This window comes from Paenibacillus campi, from assembly GCF_034659835.1.
GTDB lineage: Bacteria > Bacillota > Bacilli > Paenibacillales > Paenibacillaceae > Saccharibacillus > Saccharibacillus campi.
Genome location: NZ_JAXSQZ010000002.1, coordinates 18,144 through 35,174 on the forward strand (window position 1 = coordinate 18,144; position 17,031 = coordinate 35,174).

Annotated in this window: 10 protein-coding genes and 1 CRISPR repeat array; of the genes, 9 read left to right on the top strand and 1 reads right to left on the bottom strand. The window is 47.1% G+C overall.

What is annotated here, in order from left to right; genetic code table 11:
- Nucleotides 1–5: 5 nt before the first annotated feature.
- From U1I11_RS05510 to U1I11_RS05520, 3 genes are all read left to right on the top strand, one after another.
- Entirely contained in the window at nt 6–524 is a 519-nt protein-coding gene (locus U1I11_RS05510) for an adenine phosphoribosyltransferase (RefSeq protein WP_322904564.1), read from the top strand.
- 295 nt (nt 525–819) lie between these two features.
- The gene (locus U1I11_RS05515) at nt 820–1,317 is read left to right on the top strand and encodes a cation:proton antiporter regulatory subunit (protein ID WP_322904565.1); all 498 of its coding nucleotides are present in this window, start codon (nt 820–822) and stop codon (nt 1,315–1,317) included.
- The gene (locus U1I11_RS05520) at nt 1,317–2,522 is read left to right on the top strand and encodes a cation:proton antiporter (protein ID WP_322904567.1); all 1,206 of its coding nucleotides are present in this window, start codon (nt 1,317–1,319) and stop codon (nt 2,520–2,522) included. Before U1I11_RS05515 ends, U1I11_RS05520 begins: the two co-directional genes overlap by 1 nt.
- 311 nt (nt 2,523–2,833) lie before the next feature.
- Here U1I11_RS05520 and uraA read toward each other — a convergent pair whose 3' ends face one another.
- Complete coding sequence (gene uraA, locus U1I11_RS05525) at nt 2,834–4,150, bottom strand: uracil permease (RefSeq protein WP_322904568.1); 1,317 nt, start codon at nt 4,148–4,150, stop codon at nt 2,834–2,836.
- Between the two features lie 356 nt (nt 4,151–4,506).
- Between uraA and U1I11_RS05530 the strand changes: the two genes are divergently transcribed.
- The 6 genes from U1I11_RS05530 (at nt 4,507) to aspS (ending at nt 16,832) form a co-directional block, all read left to right on the top strand.
- Nucleotides 4,507–6,687 (top strand): RelA/SpoT family protein, encoded by a 2,181-nt coding sequence (locus U1I11_RS05530; RefSeq protein WP_322904569.1) that lies wholly within the window; start codon nt 4,507–4,509, stop codon nt 6,685–6,687.
- An 838-nt stretch (nt 6,688–7,525) separates the two neighbouring features.
- Nucleotides 7,526–7,993, top strand: a complete 468-nt coding sequence (gene dtd / locus U1I11_RS05535) for a D-aminoacyl-tRNA deacylase (RefSeq protein ID WP_322904570.1) — start codon at nt 7,526–7,528, stop codon at nt 7,991–7,993.
- Between the two features lie 1,550 nt (nt 7,994–9,543).
- Nucleotides 9,544–10,248: a CRISPR direct-repeat array (repeat unit 32 nt; unit sequence GTCACTCTCCGTGCGAGAGTGTGGATTGAAAG).
- A gap of 636 nt (nt 10,249–10,884) precedes the next feature.
- A complete protein-coding gene (locus U1I11_RS05540) occupies nt 10,885–11,391 on the top strand; it encodes a type 1 glutamine amidotransferase domain-containing protein (RefSeq protein WP_322904571.1) in 507 nt (168 codons plus the stop codon).
- 77 nt (nt 11,392–11,468) lie between these two features.
- A complete protein-coding gene (locus U1I11_RS05545; protein ID WP_322904572.1) occupies nt 11,469–11,975 on the top strand; it encodes a hypothetical protein in 507 nt (168 codons plus the stop codon).
- A 1,739-nt stretch (nt 11,976–13,714) separates the two neighbouring features.
- Complete coding sequence (gene hisS / locus U1I11_RS05550) at nt 13,715–14,959, top strand: histidine--tRNA ligase (RefSeq protein ID WP_322904573.1); 1,245 nt, start codon at nt 13,715–13,717, stop codon at nt 14,957–14,959.
- Between the two features lie 91 nt (nt 14,960–15,050).
- On the top strand, nt 15,051–16,832 hold the full coding sequence (aspS, locus tag U1I11_RS05555; protein ID WP_322904575.1) for an aspartate--tRNA ligase: 1,782 nt from the start codon (nt 15,051–15,053) through the stop codon (nt 16,830–16,832).
- The last annotated feature ends 199 nt before the right edge of the window (nt 16,833–17,031 follow it).

A 17,031-nucleotide genomic window follows, 5' to 3' on the forward strand; every position in this document is an offset into this window, starting at 1 on the left:
TTTTTTTGGATTTTAAAGAGCATATTCGTGTGATTCCAGATTTTCCGCAGGAGGGAATCAGCTTTAAAGATATTACAACTTTACTGCAAAATGGTGAGGCGTACAAGCAGTCGATCGATGAGCTGAGAAAACTGCTCAAAGACTTGAAGGTCGACGTGATCGCAGGGCCAGAAGCGCGCGGTTTTGTGGTAGGTGCACCGCTTGCTTATGCACTAGGCGTAGGCTTTGTGCCGATCCGCAAAACAGGCAAACTGCCATACAAAACGATCCAAGCAGAATATGCACTCGAATACGGTAAAGATATACTTGCCATGCACGTCGATGCGATTGAGCCGGGTCAAAATGTACTGATTGCCGATGACCTGCTTGCCACTGGCGGCACGATTGCCACCTGTGTGGACTTGATCCGTCAAGTGGGCGGCAATGTCGTAGGTGCAGCGTTTATGATTGAACTACAAGACTTGAACGGACGCGAAAAACTGCCGGATATCGAGGTATTCACACTTACACAGTATCCTTTCTAATATTTACCATAATCAAGCCCTGCTTTATCAAAATAAAGCAGGGCTTGTGCTATCAACGATTGCGCGTCTTAGGACGGTAATTACAGCGGAACTATACTTATAAATAAGCTCGATCTTCATGCACATAATGATGAAAATCGGGTTTTTTGGCGTTTTTTGCACCAAATTGACCTAAAATCGCCTTTTTGTTGAAACCTCATTCCGGGTAATACGTATGATGTAAAGAGGCGTGCTGCTTATGAATGGATCGTTATTTATAAGTGCAGCCAATTTTAGACAAAAAGGAGGGGGAAGTATGGCGATCATTCGTGAGACGGACTTGCCCGGTATTGGAAGGAAATTTGTAGTGGAAACAGAGGAACAGGATCATGTGGCGATCATCGTGCATGAGGATGGTAAACGTGAGCTGTATCATCAACCATCCGACAGCCCGGACGATCACGAACTAGTGATGTCGCTTCATGATCATGAAGCACGGCAGCTTGCCAGCATTATCGGTGGTATGAGCTACCAGCCGAGCGCGCTGGAAAAAGCAGAGCTGTCCATTGCCAGATTATCGATTGAGTGGCATAAGCTGAAGCCCGGTATGGGCTGTGTCGGCAAAACGATCGGAGAGCTGTCAATTCGCGAACAGACGGGCACGGTCATTATCGCCGGTATTAGTGCAGCCAACGAGCAACAGATCATTCCAGGCCCAGACTATGTATTGCAAAATGAAGCAACACTCGTCATTGCCGGTGAGCGCAGCGGCATTCAATTGCTGAAAGAGCTGCTCGAAAGGGGGAGCGGCTGATGGATTACATCGTATTTGAGATCGGTATCGCGGTATTGCTCGTAGCGCTGGCAGGTTTGCTAGCTACGAAGCTGCGTTTTTCGGTCGTTCCCTTTTACATTTTGGCAGGTATGGCGGTTGGACCGCATGCACCGGTGTTTGGCATTGTCGATCTTCGTTTTATTCAAAGTGCTGAGCTGATTGAATTTATGGGCAAGATCGGCGTTATTTTCCTGCTGTTTTATCTCGGGTTGGAATTTTCGGTCGGCAGGCTCGTTAAAGCGGGACGCTCGATTGCACTCGGTGGTACGATCTATATTGCGATTAACTTTACGCTTGGTTTGCTGTACGGCGTGCTGACCGGTTTTGATCTAAAAGAAATTCTCGTCATCGCAGGCATTACGACGATTTCGTCCAGTGCGATTGTGGCGAAAGTGCTAGTAGATTTAAAGCGTACAGCCAATCCGGAAACCGAGATGATTTTGGGCATTATTATGTTTGAGGATGTATTTCTGGCGGTGTATTTGTCCGTATTGTCCGGCTTATTGTTAAGTGGTGCCACATCGGTAGGTGGTATTTTGTTATCGGCGGCAATTGCGCTCGGTTATATGTTGCTCATTTTGATCGTTGGACGTAAAGCGGTGCCGCTGCTTAATCGGGTGCTGAACATACAGTCAAATGAACTGTTTATGTGTGTGATCTTTGCGGCATTGTTCCTGATTGCAGGCTTTTCCGAAACGATTCATGTCGCTGAAGCGATTGGCGCATTGCTGGTCGGATTAGTGCTGGCGGAAACGTCACATATGCATCGGATTGAAAAGATCATTTTACCGTTCCGCGATTTTTTTGGCGCATTGTTCTTTTTCAGTTTTGGTCTGACGATCGATCCGTTGTCATTAGGTGGTAATGCGGTATGGCTGGCGATCGGTGCGGTTATCGTTACGATGATCGGTAACTATACGGCAGGCATGCTAGCAGGCAAAACGGCGAATTTGTCCCCACAAGCGTCTTCGAATGTCGGTTTGACGATTATGTCGCGTGGTGAATTTTCGATTATTGTAGCAAATCTCGGTGCTGCCGGGGCATTATCTGGCATTTTACAGCCATTTGCGGCGATTTATGTATTGATTTTGGCGATACTCGGCCCGTTGTTAACGAAGGAATCGAAGTTGATTTACAAAGGGGTCGCTCGTGTATTCCGGCTAAACAAACCGGTTAACAAATGAGGAGGCAACCTAGATTGCATCGTGCGCACAGCGAATTATTTTCCTATAACACGTCTGACCGTCCCGGATTGATCGGGTGCGGCGGCGCATCATAATGACGATACAAGCATGCAAGATCGTATTATAAGAAAATGACTTGCTGAGGATGGTTCGTATGACCGCTATATCCTGACGAGTAGATGCAAAAAAGAGCGTTGATCATTCGCATGATGGTCAACGCTCTTTTTGGTGTGTTTTGCAGATGTTGTTGTTTGTTTACACAGGTTACTGCGTATTGAGGATAGTATCGGCTTCCATACGTTTTGATGTGATTAATCCGGAATTTTGGCAGGTGGCGCTTCGTCGTTGCGATCATTAGACAGCCCGGTCACTTGTAAAATGCGGAACAACAGGCTGAGCAACACGCCAACGATCGTTGCTAATGCCATCCCTTTTAACTGTACCGTACCAAATGAAACGGTCGCACCGCTTAGCCCGGTAATGAGCACGACGGTCGTGAGCAGCATATTTTGCGCTTTGGAGTAATCGACTTTTTGCTCCACCAAAATGCGTAGACCGGAAGCGGCGATAACGCCGAACAGCAGCAGTGAGACACCGCCCATAACCGGTGTCGGAATCGCTGCGACCGCGCCGGTAAACGTGCCGGAAAAAGAGAGAATGATCGCGATCATTGCCGCTCCGCCGATGACGTAGATCGAATACACGCGCGTGAGCGCCATGACGCCGATATTTTCGCCATACGTTGTATTCGGTGTCGAGCCAACAAAGCCGGACAAAATCGTGGACACACCATTGCCCATCAGCGAGCGGTGCAAGCCTGGGTCTTTGGACAAGTTTCTGCCGACAATATTGCTAGTCACGAGCAGATGACCGACATGCTCAACGATGACGACGAGCGATACCGGAATAATCGTCAAAATAACGGACAGATTGAATACAGGTGTCGTCATATGCGGTAATTGGAAAAAGCTTGCATTCGTAATTGGAGCGGTATTGGCAAGACCGAGCGGGAAGGCGAGCGCATAACCGACTACAATGCCGATCAAAATGTGAATGATTTTTGGGAATCCACGAAACGTAACAGCACCGATCAATGTCACACCAAGCGTGATTAACGATAAGGCGATCACACGTCCATCAGGCGTCCATGTGGCGTCTGCACCAGCTGGAGCGATAAAACCAGCCATCTGTGCCGCAACCGGAATTAGCTCTAATCCGATCAGCGCGACGATTGCGCCCATCGCTGCGGGTGGGAATACGATGTCGATCCAGCCGGTGCCTGCATATTTAACGAGCAAGGCAACGAGCAGGAAAATAACACCTGTCACAATAAAAGCGCCCAATGCGAGCGAATAGCCGCTGTCACCGTAGCCGTACTTCGTCAGCACGAGCGTAACCGGCGCGATAAAAGCAAAGCTGGAGCCGAGATAGGCGGGGATTTTGCCGCGACAAATCCAAATGTAGATCAATGTGCCGATTCCGTTCATTAGCAAAATCATCCCTGGATCGACTTTGAACAAATTCGGAACGAGCACCGTACTGCCAAACATGGCGAACAGATGCTGCAGACTGAGCAGCAGTCCGGCGCCAAATGGCAGTTTTTCGTTTACCTGAATTTCACGCTGCAATACATTCACTCCTTGATCATCATTTAGTGTTGTCCGTCCACGGGTATACCCGTAAATTTACATCTTTACTAGAGTAATGACTTTGATCGCTTTTTTCAATAACGTTTTTCGCGTGAATCTTGTAAAATTATTGCCTGGCGACTTTCGACAATCTTTACAAACCCTTCATGTATAACGGTTGACGCGGCTATGTGCAAGAGGCATAATTAGAGGAAACCGCTTTTTGGAACCTGTTGCTGCACGTTTGCTTGCCAGGTTCCGTTTTGAGTTTATTTTCGCGTTTTATGAAATGAAAGTATATATTCGCCGGTTTGCAAACCGTTATTTATGAATAGAAAGGATACGACAACGATTCTATGGGCATAGAGCGATTACTTGAAAAGGCGTCCGCCTATATAAAACCAAAGGACCTCGAACGCATCCGTGAGGCGTATGAGTTTGCTGATCAGGCTCATCACGGTCAAGTGCGCAAGTCGGGAGAACCTTATATTTTGCATCCGCTAGCAGTTGCAGATATCGTGGTCGGCATGGAGATGGACACCATCTCGATCATCGCCGCACTGCTGCACGATGTTGTTGAAGACACAACCGTATCCCTTGACGAGATTCGCAGCCGGTTTGGTGAAACCTGTGCTATGCTGGTCGATGGATTGACCAAGCTGGAACGAATCAAATTCCGCTCCAAAGAGGAGCAGCAAAACGAAAACTATCGTAAAATGTTTATCGCAATGGCGCAGGACATTCGTGTCATCGTCATTAAGCTGGCTGACCGTCTGCACAATATGCGCACATTAAAATACCAATCCGAAGAAAGCCAGCGCCGCATCGCGTATGAGACGCTGGAAATTTTCTGTCCGGTTGCGCATCGTCTCGGTATTTCCGCGATCAAGTGGGAGATGGAAGATATCGCACTCCGCTATCTCAACCCACAGCAATATTATCGGATCGCCAATCTCATGCACAAAAAACGCGCCGAACGCGAGCAATACATCGACAATGTCATCGTTCGTATTCGCGAGAAATTGCAAGAAATGGGCATCGACGCCGATCTGTCAGGTCGCCCTAAACATATTTACAGCGTCTATCAGAAAATGACGAACAAAAACAAGCAATTTAACGAAATTTACGATCTGCTGGCGATCCGCATCATTGTCGATAACATCAAGGACTGTTATGCTACACTCGGCATTATCCATACACTTTGGAAGCCGATGCCAGGACGATTCAAAGATTATATCGCTATGCCGAAGCCGAATATGTACCAGTCGCTGCATACGACTGTTGTTGGTCCAAACGGCGAACCGACCGAAGTGCAAATTCGTACATGGGATATGCACCGCACCGCCGAGTTTGGTATCGCCGCACACTGGGCGTACAAAGAAGGCGGATCGACCGGCGGTAGTATGGAAAATAAAGTGCCGTTTTTCAAAGAAATTTTGGAGCTTCAACATGAAGCACAAGATGCATCTGAATTTGTGGAATCGTTAAAAATGGACTTTTTCTCTGATCTCGTGTTTGTATTTACGCCAAAAGGTGAGGTGATCGAGCTGCCAAACGGCTCGGTGCCGCTCGACTTTGCGTATCGCATTCATACCGAGGTCGGTAACCGTACTATCGGTGCCAAAGTAAATGGACGCATCGTCCCGCTCGATCATCGTCTCAAAACAGGCGATATCGTGGAAATTCTAACGTCCAAACATTCATACGGCCCAAGCCAAGACTGGCTCAAAATCGCACAATCGTCCCATGCACGCAGCAAAATCAAGCAATGGTACAAAAAAGAAAAACGCGAAGAAAATGTGCAAAAAGGGCGGGAAGCGCTGGAACGTGAGATCAAGCGCTTGAACTTGGAGCCATCCGCATGGCTAAGCGACGATAAACTGATGGAAGTGGGCAAAAAGTTTGCGTTCCACGATGTCGAGGATATGCTTGCCGCTATCGGCTTTGGCGGCATTACCGCTGCACAAATTTGCACGCGCCTGACCGAAAAGCTGCGTCGTGAGCAGGAAGAATCAAATCTGCTTCAACTGACGAACCAGGTCAAAGAAGTCAAAACCGCTGCACCCGAGCAAAAACGCCGTCCAACCCACGGTGTGAGCATCCGCGGCGTCGACAACTTGCTCGTTCGCTTTGCTCGCTGCTGTAACCCGGTGCCAGGTGATGATATCGTCGGTTATGTGACACGCGGACGCGGTGTGTCGATTCACCGCAGCGACTGTACGAACGTACCAAATGTAGACGATCCGAACGAATCGGCACGTATTATTGAAGTCGATTGGGAAGAAGCAGTCGAGGCAAACTATAACGTCGACATCGAGATTACTGGTCACGATCGCCGTGGTTTGCTAAACGAAGTGCTGCAAACTGTTGCCGAGAGCAAAACGAACATCTCCGCCGTCTCCGGCCGCTCCGACAAAAACAAAATGGCAATGATCCATATGACGATCATGATCCGCAATACCGACCATCTGCAATCGGTCGTCGATAAAATCAAACGCGTGCAAGATGTGTATACTGTACATCGGATTATGCAGTAAGCGTGGCGATTTGGTTTGATGACAGGTTGGATTGTAGGCTGGATTGAACTGTAATATGTGATAAAATGATGTTGGATGTTTAAGAAAAGAAGCCAATCTCGCTATTAGTAGCGGGGAGTGGCTTCTTTTCGTGTTGTGAGATCGTGATACGATAAAACTTGTCTTTAAACTGTTTTACACATTGCCCGCTGCGGTTGGTTTTGATTAGGCTATGCTGTATAGGCAGCTTCATTCCCTTGAAACGTGATCATTTTGAACTACGAAATGATGAGTGTAGCAACTTTAATATACGATTTAGTGTTATATGCACACTTAAGTGATAGTGCAGCCGCCACTGTGGTACAGAACAAGGGACGAACTCGCGTCTAGTACAGGAATTTATGGAATAGGAGAGAAGATGGGTTACCGTGTTCACAGTGGTATGGTATTTGGCTACGCAAAAACCTCTCTTTATGGCACCTCGTGTTTGAATGTCGTAAATACTGAAGTAGTATGGTATTTTGCTGCGCAAAAACATCTCTTTATGGTACCTCGTGTTTGTAACCCGCAAATACTAAAGTCGTCCTTATTCCTTCCCACAGTGAAGTGTTGCTCGGCTTGCATCCTATGTAGCTGCATACACATAGTAACGAGTACTTTAACAGTGATCCAGTTAGTTCTTCAATCGAATTCAATTTCCGCTATTTTATACAGCCTACCAATATACAATCCGCAAATAAGTGGATGGAGCCGTTTTTTCTAAATCGTTTGCCTGTATGTTATCGATTATGGCATCATGTAAAAGAATGACTTGTCTGTTGATGATCGATTTATCCCTCTAGCGAAAGGAAATGTTTGTATGAGAATAGTAATCCAACGCTGCAAACAGGCAGCAGTGCGCGTAAACGGCGATATCGTCGGACAAATTGGCAAAGGTTTAATGGTACTCGTCGGCGTAACACATGGCGATACGGTCGAAGATGCTCAGTATCTCGCCGGTAAAGTCGCGGGTATCCGCATTTTTGAAGACGATGCAGGTAAAATGAATCTCGGTATTAGCGATATCGGCGGTGAAGTGCTGTCTGTCTCCCAATTTACACTGTATGGCGATACACGCAAAGGCAAACGCCCAAGCTTTATCGAAGCCGCTCGTCCGGATGAGGCGGTGCCGGTGTATGAAGCGTTTAATCATGCGTTGGAACAGCACGGATTAACAGTTGCCACCGGTGTGTTTGGTGCCGATATGGACGTTTCGTTGACGAACTGGGGCCCAGTGACGTTAATTATCGATAGCCCTGTGAAAAGCGCGAACCCTAAGCTCACATAAAATCCCTGGGAGGTTCGCGCTCCTTGCTGGGCAAGGGATTTCGGCGTTTTTGTTGTTTTTTGGGCAGTTTTCAAGTAGTCTAAAAGGGAGGTTCGCGGAAATCGCCTGTTTTTCTCTTGTGGGATAAGGGGTGGAAGGGTGCGCGGTCGCTCCTCGTGCAGGAGCGTGGATTGAAATATCAGTAGTGTTGAACGTTAAGCCTCGTTCAATCGTCGCTCCTCGTGCAGGAGCGTGGATTGAAATATATCGCGCACATAAATATCATGTGGAACGTTTGAGTCGCTCCTCGTGCAGGAGCGTGGATTGAAATAACATTGTGCCAGATGAACCAAGCGTCTCTGCACCGTCGCTCCTCGTGCAGGAGCGTGGATTGAAATATCCCATATTCATAATGTATGTATGCAAATAATATATTGTCGCTCCTCGTGCAGGAGCGTGGATTGAAATACATGCGCCCTTTGCTTGGTACAGGAGCCGATACTGTCGCTCCTCGTGCAGGAGCGTGGATTGAAATTCCATTAGGATGATTCAAAGAGTCGCTATGCAGCAGTCGCTCCTCGTGCAGGAGCGTGGATTGAAATGATCATACCAATGATTACACTCAAAGATGAATTAGTCGCTCCTCGTGCAGGAGCGTGGATTGAAATTCCTGCCGGATGTTGGCTGAAACAGGCAGTGATACGTCGCTCCTCGTGCAGGAGCGTGGATTGAAATATCCAAAGTCAATCGGATGTACGGACAAATTCAGCGTCGCTCCTCGTGCAGGAGCGTGGATTGAAATATACTAGATGTACCTATAGCATTAACGGGCGGCGGGTCGCTCCTCGTGCAGGAGCGTGGATTGAAATATAACAAACCGTTCATTTTTGTCAATCACTTTAATAAAGTCGCTCCTCGTGCAGGAGCGTGGATTGAAATAACGTCATAGCCAGATGTAAAATACACACCTACCAACGTCGCTCCTCGTGCAGGAGCGTGGATTGAAATAACCTGACTACTAATATTAACATGTCCACACTTGGGTCGCTCCTCGTGCAGGAGCGTGGATTGAAATTGTTTGATCTGCCATGCTGGAAAATCGAAACGAGGTCGCTCCTCGTGCAGGAGCGTGGATTGAAATCGACCAATACGGCAAGTAGTACTGGAGGTTGTTGTCGCTCCTCGTGCAGGAGCGTGGATTGAAATGGTCAATATCCGGCAGAAAGCTTTGCTGCCCCAGTCGCTCCTCGTGCAGGAGTATAGATTGAAATTCCGAAGCCGCGTTGTACGTGATAAGGGGGTAACTTTACTTCTTGTACAGCAGTAAATATCAAAAGTAGAAAGCTGTGCACTAATATTTATAAAAGTGTTTATCGAAATGGGCGACTTATAAAAAATTAAAAGCGCGAACCCCAAGCTCACATAAAATCCCTGGGAGGTTCGCGCTCCGTGCTACGTAAGGGCTGCGGGGATTTTTATTGTTTTTTTGCCCGTTTTCACGTAGGCTAAAAATGAGGTTCGCGTTTTTTTGCTATTTTTCCCTTGGTACATAAGGACTGAAAAGGTATACAGTCACTCTCCGTGCGAGAGTGTGGATTGAAAGTTATGATGGGTGAAATCACGACTCCATACCAATTGTCACTCTCCGTGCGAGAGTGTGGATTGAAAGCCTAACAGCTTTGCGCGAGTATCTGGGCATGAATCGTCACTCTCCGTGCGAGAGTGTGGATTGAAAGTGCTTGGTGATCTTTCCACCAGTGGCAGCATATGCCGTCACTCTCCGTGCGAGAGTGTGGATTGAAAGTTGACAGTAAGCTTTTGAAATATCAGCTATCTTTAAGTTACTCTCCGTGCGAGAGTGTGGATTGAAAGTTATAAATTTTATGCTAAATCATACCAAGTACTAGTCACTCTCCGTGCGAGAGTGTGGATTGAAAGGATTTGCTGTGCATCTGCTTGCATTTGCATTGCAAATGGTCACTCTCCGTGCGAGAGTGTGGATTGAAAGATATACGGCGGTTACGCCAGTATTTCCGGCATATGTCACTCTCCGTGCGAGAGTGTGGATTGAAAGTTCAACCCGATCATAAGCATGATCGAGTATGCAGTAGGTCACTCTCCGTGCGAGAGTGTGAATTGAAAGCGAAAATCGCCTACGAACAGCGATACGAACCATCGTCACTCTCCGTGCGAGAGTGTGGATTGAAAGCATCGTAAAACTCAGCGTGCCACTTATGGTCATAAGTCACTCTCCGTGCGAGAGTGTGGATTGAAAGGTTCCTCGAGCGCGACGATTTCGTTGTTGATGCGTGTCACTCTCCGTGCGAGAGCCATCTATGACATGTACGCAAACTCGCATGCTGCGAGTCGCACTTCACTGCGGGAAGGAAATAAGGGGAAAGGACGACTTCAGTGTTTGCGGTTTTCAAACACGGTGTGCAATGAAAAAAGGTTTTTGCGCAGCAAAATACCCTACTACTTTGAGCACGGGAATCTACAATTTTCTCCTCATCCATAGATTCCCGTGCGAGACGGGAGTCCGTCCCCTTATTCCGTACCGCAGTGGTGGATGCTTCCAATATGCCAAGTTTGCGTACACCTCCCAAAACCCCCACCACAAAAACAAACAAACGCAAAGACCAATTTCAAAGAGCAGCCATCTACATATATGAGTATCAGCCACCCTTCCCAGCAACAAACTTACCTTCTCCCGCCCAAGCATGTTATATCCCCCCAACAACAGGGTAATAACATTAACGAAACCGAAGCCCACATTTCCACTTGCAACCGGCAGCGCATGATATGCGTGTTTAAAGATGTCCCAAGCATCATAAAGCACCACATCCGCCACCTTGCAAGCATCGGGCAACACGGTAAACTACATTTCATCATCCAGGAGAGGGGATTACATCATGAGTAAAATAGCGTTTCTACTGGCAAATGAATTTGAGGATTCCGAAATGCAGGTGCCTTATGACGAGCTGACTAAAGCGGGTCATGAAGCTCATATTATCGGATTAGAAAAAGGACAAAAAGTAACCGGCAAAAACGGCAAAGCTGAATATACAATCGAAAAAGCAATCAGCGAAGTACAAGCATCCGATTACGATGCACTCGTTATTCCAGGCGGTTCATCGCCGGAAAATCTGCGTCTGAACCCGGATGTGCTGAACTTTGTGACGGAGATCGATAATGCCAACAAAACGATCGGCGCGATCTGTCACGGTCCACAAATTTTGGCAAGTGCTGATCTGCTGAAAGGACGCACGATCACATCGTATCCACCGCTAAAAGTGGATATGATCAATGCAGGCGCTAATTTCAAAGACGGTGAAGCGATTGTGGACGGCAATCTGATCACATCGCGCACACCGGATGATGAGCCAGCGTTTGTGCGTGAGTTGCTCAATGTGCTGTAACGCATATAACGAATAAAAGAGACAGGCTGTATCGATGACATCGGTGCAGCCTGATCAATAGCGAGGAGGTCATGACGATGACACAACATATTCAAGCTTATTTTCGGACTGAGGATCAAGCAGAAAGCGCTCGCATTTCGTTACACACATTAAATGTAAAAAATTTGGAGGTCGGACGTCTCGATCGTCAAATTAATCAGGGCGGACGCGTACTTGTTCCGTTGATGCCTGTAAATGCCGGTGGTGGCGTTGTAGGCGGCAATACAAGCGGAGTCGCTGGCGGCACAGGACCAGGAACGATTATCCCACCAACAGCGATTATCGACAGTGAAGGCAATCGTGATGAAGTGCGTGATAACGATTCAGATCGCGAGCGCGACGCTAATGAGCAAGATCATCACCACCATGACCACCATCATCATGGTCACCATCATGATCACGATGCATGGAGTGCCAAAAACGCAACTGATCAAGATTATGACGATCTGAAATATGTACTATCAGCTACCGTGATGGAAGCGGATGTAGAAAGCGTTGTACAAAAGTTGCGCACCAATGATGCATTTGTGGAAGTATTGGATTAAATAGCGCTGTAGGAGCGGTTGATATGCTAACTGTGCAATCAGCCGATAGTGAATCATACTAATACATTTAAGCATTTCCGTACATTTAGCCAGCAGTTAAACTGATGTGTTGCATGGCTAGGGATGACTCATTCGTTTGCTTAGATATTTTCGCTTAAATGAGATTCATCGATCCAAAATAGCCTTTTTCTGAATCGATCGTCAGAGAGGGGCTATTTTTTATCGATGTTTTGAACAGATGCCAAGCTAAAGCTGTATGGCAGCAAATGATTCATACTAGTAGCTTGTCTCAAATTTATCCAGGGATTGTGTTCGTCTGAATGCTGCACGGTTCAAGCAGGGTTCAGATGGACGCAACCTTACATCTTCCTGAGACAAGTCACTAGTAGATTGTCTCAAATACATTTACGGTTTGTCGATCTAACCATTGCTTGATGATGAATAGGTTAACGTACGTTTAAACACAATTTATATTTGAGACAGACTACTAGTACATTGACCGAGATTAATTTGAGTGTTGAATCTGTTTCAAGGTCTTATTAATCAGGATTTCAGCAAACAATCAAAATTAACATTTAAAACAGAGTAGATTACTGCTACAAATAAGGACATAAAGTGGATTCAAAGCAAATATTAAAAGCGGTCAAAGTGCTAGTAGGCTGCCTTAATCAAATTGTAAGTATAGATATCCCTTTATCGCTTCATACAGGAATGATTGTAGAGAAGTCCAAACTTTCTTTTTGATCGAGACAAAGTACTATATAATTAATAATTAATCCAAACGATCAACGCATTATCACACCATATTGCACAGTCCCCACTCCTACCGAAAAAGCGCAAATCCTACCACATTTCACTACACTAATCGTAGATGTTATACCTATTGTAACGAAACTGTAATATAGGAAACATGTTCCCTTAACAATGACCGCCTATAATGAACACATGACCCCCTTTTAACATACTTGTTGACCTGCGGCCCGTTGCCGCAGGTATTTTTTTGTGTATGAAGCATTGACTTTAGTGCGGCAGTTCATTACAATCGGTAAATATAACACGAAGCTGTCTCCGGTTTGGCTAAGCTGGCTAATGCACTACTATATAGTGATGGAGCATCATCTAGGCACAAAGCAACCATTCGTTCAGAAAGTAGTGCTTGAACAATGGTGAGCGAGTATACTATAATTTAGGCAATGATATGAATGATTCAGAGACGGGAAAAGTACCACCGAGATCGAACGGTTCCATTTTGGAAAAGAGAGGCATTCCCCTAGGCTGCAAGGAATCCCTGAACGACGGTGCGAAAAGACCTCCCCGAGAACATGATGTGAAAGATGGAAAAGTAGCTGTTAGTTCGCATGCATTTGCTGCATTTGCGAAATGGATAAGCTTGATGCTTAGTCATGGGCTGCTTTTGGAATCCAAGTAACTTCATGCGTAGTCAGCGGGCGTTAACCGCTTAATGAAGCGAATGAATCCGGATCATTTACAGATGAATCCGGCAGTCTGTGCCGATATGTTGCTGTACTTTAGGGCAGCGAATACAACAAATCGACCAGCAGGCAAGCGCCGCACGAGCGGCAGCATTCGGAATGTGGGTGGCACCACGGGTGAATGGTATAATCCAGTCCCTCGTCCCTGTTTGTATGAACGAACAGTGATGGGGGGCTTTTTTGTGTTTTGTAAATACATGAATTTGAACCGGTCACTGGTTTTCAGTTAAGAAGGAGGAGCAATTTATGGGTTTTCAAAAGCCAACAGGCACGCAGGATTTCCTGCCAGGCACTGTGGAGAAATGGCAGTATGTTGAAGAAAAAGCACGCGATTTGTGCAGACGGTTTAACTATCGTGAAATTCGGACACCGATGTTTGAGCAAACCCAGTTGTTCCAGCGCGGTGTAGGCGAAACGACCGATGTGGTGCAAAAGGAAATGTACACGTTTGATGATAAAGGTGGACGCAGTATGACATTGCGTCCGGAAGGTACAGCGGGTGTTGTGCGCGCTTATGCGGAAAACAAGCTGTATGGCGAGCCGGATGTGAGCAAGCTGTATTATATCGGGCCGATGTTCCGTTATGAGCGTCCACAGGCAGGACGGTATCGTCAATTTCACCAGTTTGGCGTAGAGGCGTTTGGTTCGGTTGATCCAGCGATCGATGTGGAAGTGATCGCGCTTGGCTTGCAATTTTTCAAAGAGCTCGGTCTGAACGATGTATCGGTTGAAATTAACTCGGTCGGTACGTCCGAGACGCGTGCCGCTTACAATGAAGCATTGCTCGGTTTCTTGCGTCCGTTGAAAGATACGCTTTGCAAAGATTGTCAACATCGGATGGAGCGCAATCCGATGCGTGTGCTCGATTGTAAAGTCGATCAGGATAAATTTGTCGGTGCGCCGTCCATTTTGGATAGTTTGGATGATGACAGTCGTGCGTACTTCCAGCGTGTGCAAGATTATTTGAATGCGATGGGCATCCCATATCGTGTGAACGAGCGTCTCGTACGTGGTCTTGACTATTACACGCATACCGCTTTTGAATACAAAGCACAAGGCATCGGTGCGATCGATACGATCGGCGGTGGCGGACGATACAATAAGCTTGTCGCTGAAGTGGGCGGGCCGGATCAGCCGGGGATCGGCTTTGGGATCGGCATGGAGCGTTTGCAGTTGATTTTGGAAAGTCAAGGTGTACAGGTGCCGGCTGTGAAGCCGCTCGATGTGTATTTGGTCGCAATTGGTGAAGCGGCGGAGCAGGAGACGGTCAAACAACTGTTCAAACTACGCACACTCGGTTTTTCCGCGGAACGCGACTATCTCGGACGCAAAATCAAAGCACAGATGAAATCGGCTGACCGCTTCCAGGCACGTTATACCGCGATCCTCGGTGATGACGAATTGTCACGCGGCGAAATTTCGCTCAAAGCGATGGATACCGGTGAGCAGAAAAATGTAAAACTGGCTCAGCTTGCTGACCATTTGCAATAAACGCTGGACGGTAGGTTTGGCGATAAACGTTTGACCATCATTATGGTGTAATCCAATTTCATTACGCTTGGACAAAAAAGGAGACTATAACATGTTAAGGACTCACAACTGCGGACAATTGACCGCTGCCAGCATTGGCGAAACGGTAACATTAAACGGCTGGGTGCAAACACGCCGTGACCTTGGAGGCGTACTGTTTATCGATTTGCGCGACCGTACAGGTATTGTGCAAATCGTATTTAACCCGGCATTTTCCGGCGATGCGCTGCAAATTGCCGATCGTGTGCGCAGCGAATATGTGCTGTCCGTAAAAGGCGAAGTCGTGCGTCGTGACGAAGAAACGATTAACCCGAACTTGCCAACCGGCGATATCGAAGTTCGCATTAGCGAAATCGAAGTAATTAATGCTGCCAAAACACCGCCATTTTTTATCGAAGATGGTATTGAAGTGGACGAATCGCTGCGTATGAAATATCGTTATCTCGATTTGCGTCGTCCGGAAATGCAAAAAACGTTAATGCTGCGTTCCAAAGCAACGAAGATTTTCCGCGACTTCCTCGATGAGCAAGGTTTTATCGATGTGGAAACGCCGATTTTGACCAAAAGTACACCGGAAGGCGCGCGCGATTATCTCGTACCGAGCCGTGTGCATGAAGGCGAATTTTTTGCACTGCCACAATCGCCGCAAATTTACAAACAGTTGCTGATGGTGAGCGGATTGGAGCGTTATTACCAAATCGCACGCTGTTTCCGTGACGAAGACTTGCGTGCAGACCGTCAGCCAGAGTTTACCCAGGTCGACATCGAGACTTCGTTTATCGATCGCGATGAGCTGCTCGGTATGATGGAACAGTTGATGGTACGTCTGTTCAAAGAAACGATCAACGTCGATATCCCGACTCCGTTCCAACGGATTACGCATGCGGAAGCGATGGACAAATACGGTTCTGACAAGCCTGACCTGCGCTTCGGTCTGGAACTTGTTAACGTCAGCCATATCGTAGCCAACAGCGGTGCGAAAGTATTTGCGTCTGTGATCGAAAAAGGCGGCGAAGTGAAAGTGCTGAACGCCAAAGGCTGCGGTACATGGACACGTAAAGAGATCGATAGTTTGGAGCCTTATGCCAAACGTTATGGCGCCAAAGGTCTGGCATGGATTCAAGTGAAAGAAGGCGAATTCCGCGGTCCGATCGTCAAATTTCTCGGTGAAGAAGAAACTCAGCAACTGCGTGAAACGACAGGCGCGGAAGAAGGCGATTTGCTGCTGTTCTCCGCGGACACGAAGCAAGTGGTGGCGGACGTACTTGGCGCACTGCGTCTAAAAATCGGACGTGATCTCGGTCTGATCGATGATAATGTGTACAAATTCGCATGGGTCGTCGATTTCCCACTGCTCGGTTATGACGAGAACTCCAAACGTTATGTTGCCGAGCACCATCCGTTCACACGTCCATATGAAGAAGATTTGGAACTGTTTGACACCGATCCAGGCAAAATTCGTGCGCAAGCGTACGATATCGTACTGAACGGTTATGAAGTAGGCGGCGGTTCCCAGCGTATTTACAAACGTGAGCTGCAAGAGAAAATGTTCGAAATGCTCGGTTTCACACCAGAAGCGGCGCGTGAACAATTTGGCTTCCTGATGGATGCGTTTGAATACGGTACGCCTCCACATGGCGGGATCGCCTTCGGTCTGGATCGTCTGGTGATGTTGCTGACAGGTCGCACGAACTTGCGTGAAACGATTGCATTCCCAAAAACAGCGAATGCTACCGATCTGCTAATGGATGCTCCAGCTCCGGTTGAAGCGTCCCAGCTCGAAGACTTGCATATTCGCCTCGCCCCGAAAAAACTCGTAGTCGACAAAAACTAATTTTGAACGGATAAATGGTAGTAGCCTATACTGCTGCAATCGATTATTAGACGATTGCAGCAGTTGTTTTGTGGGTATGGTGTATCATGGATGATTGTGTATAAAAGTAATGTATTGCAAACCGTATGCTATAGAAGTGAACGATATCGTATTGCCGCTTGCAAAATGTAGCGCTTGTATACTTGTATCGGGGAACCTT

What these genes read in the sequence shown, in the direction of transcription:
- aspS (WP_322904575.1), top strand. Translation starts at nt 15,051, where the DNA reads ATGTTAAGGACTCACAACTGCGGACAATTGACCGCTGCCAGCATTGGC.
- U1I11_RS05540 (WP_322904571.1), top strand. Translation starts at nt 10,885, where the DNA reads ATGAGTAAAATAGCGTTTCTACTGGCAAATGAATTTGAGGATTCCGAA.
- hisS (WP_322904573.1), top strand. Translation starts at nt 13,715, where the DNA reads ATGGGTTTTCAAAAGCCAACAGGCACGCAGGATTTCCTGCCAGGCACT.
- dtd (WP_322904570.1), top strand. Translation starts at nt 7,526, where the DNA reads ATGAGAATAGTAATCCAACGCTGCAAACAGGCAGCAGTGCGCGTAAAC.
- U1I11_RS05545 (WP_322904572.1), top strand. Translation starts at nt 11,469, where the DNA reads ATGACACAACATATTCAAGCTTATTTTCGGACTGAGGATCAAGCAGAA.
- U1I11_RS05515 (WP_322904565.1), top strand. Translation starts at nt 820, where the DNA reads ATGGCGATCATTCGTGAGACGGACTTGCCCGGTATTGGAAGGAAATTT.
- U1I11_RS05530 (WP_322904569.1), top strand. Translation starts at nt 4,507, where the DNA reads ATGGGCATAGAGCGATTACTTGAAAAGGCGTCCGCCTATATAAAACCA.
- U1I11_RS05520 (WP_322904567.1), top strand. Translation starts at nt 1,317, where the DNA reads ATGGATTACATCGTATTTGAGATCGGTATCGCGGTATTGCTCGTAGCG.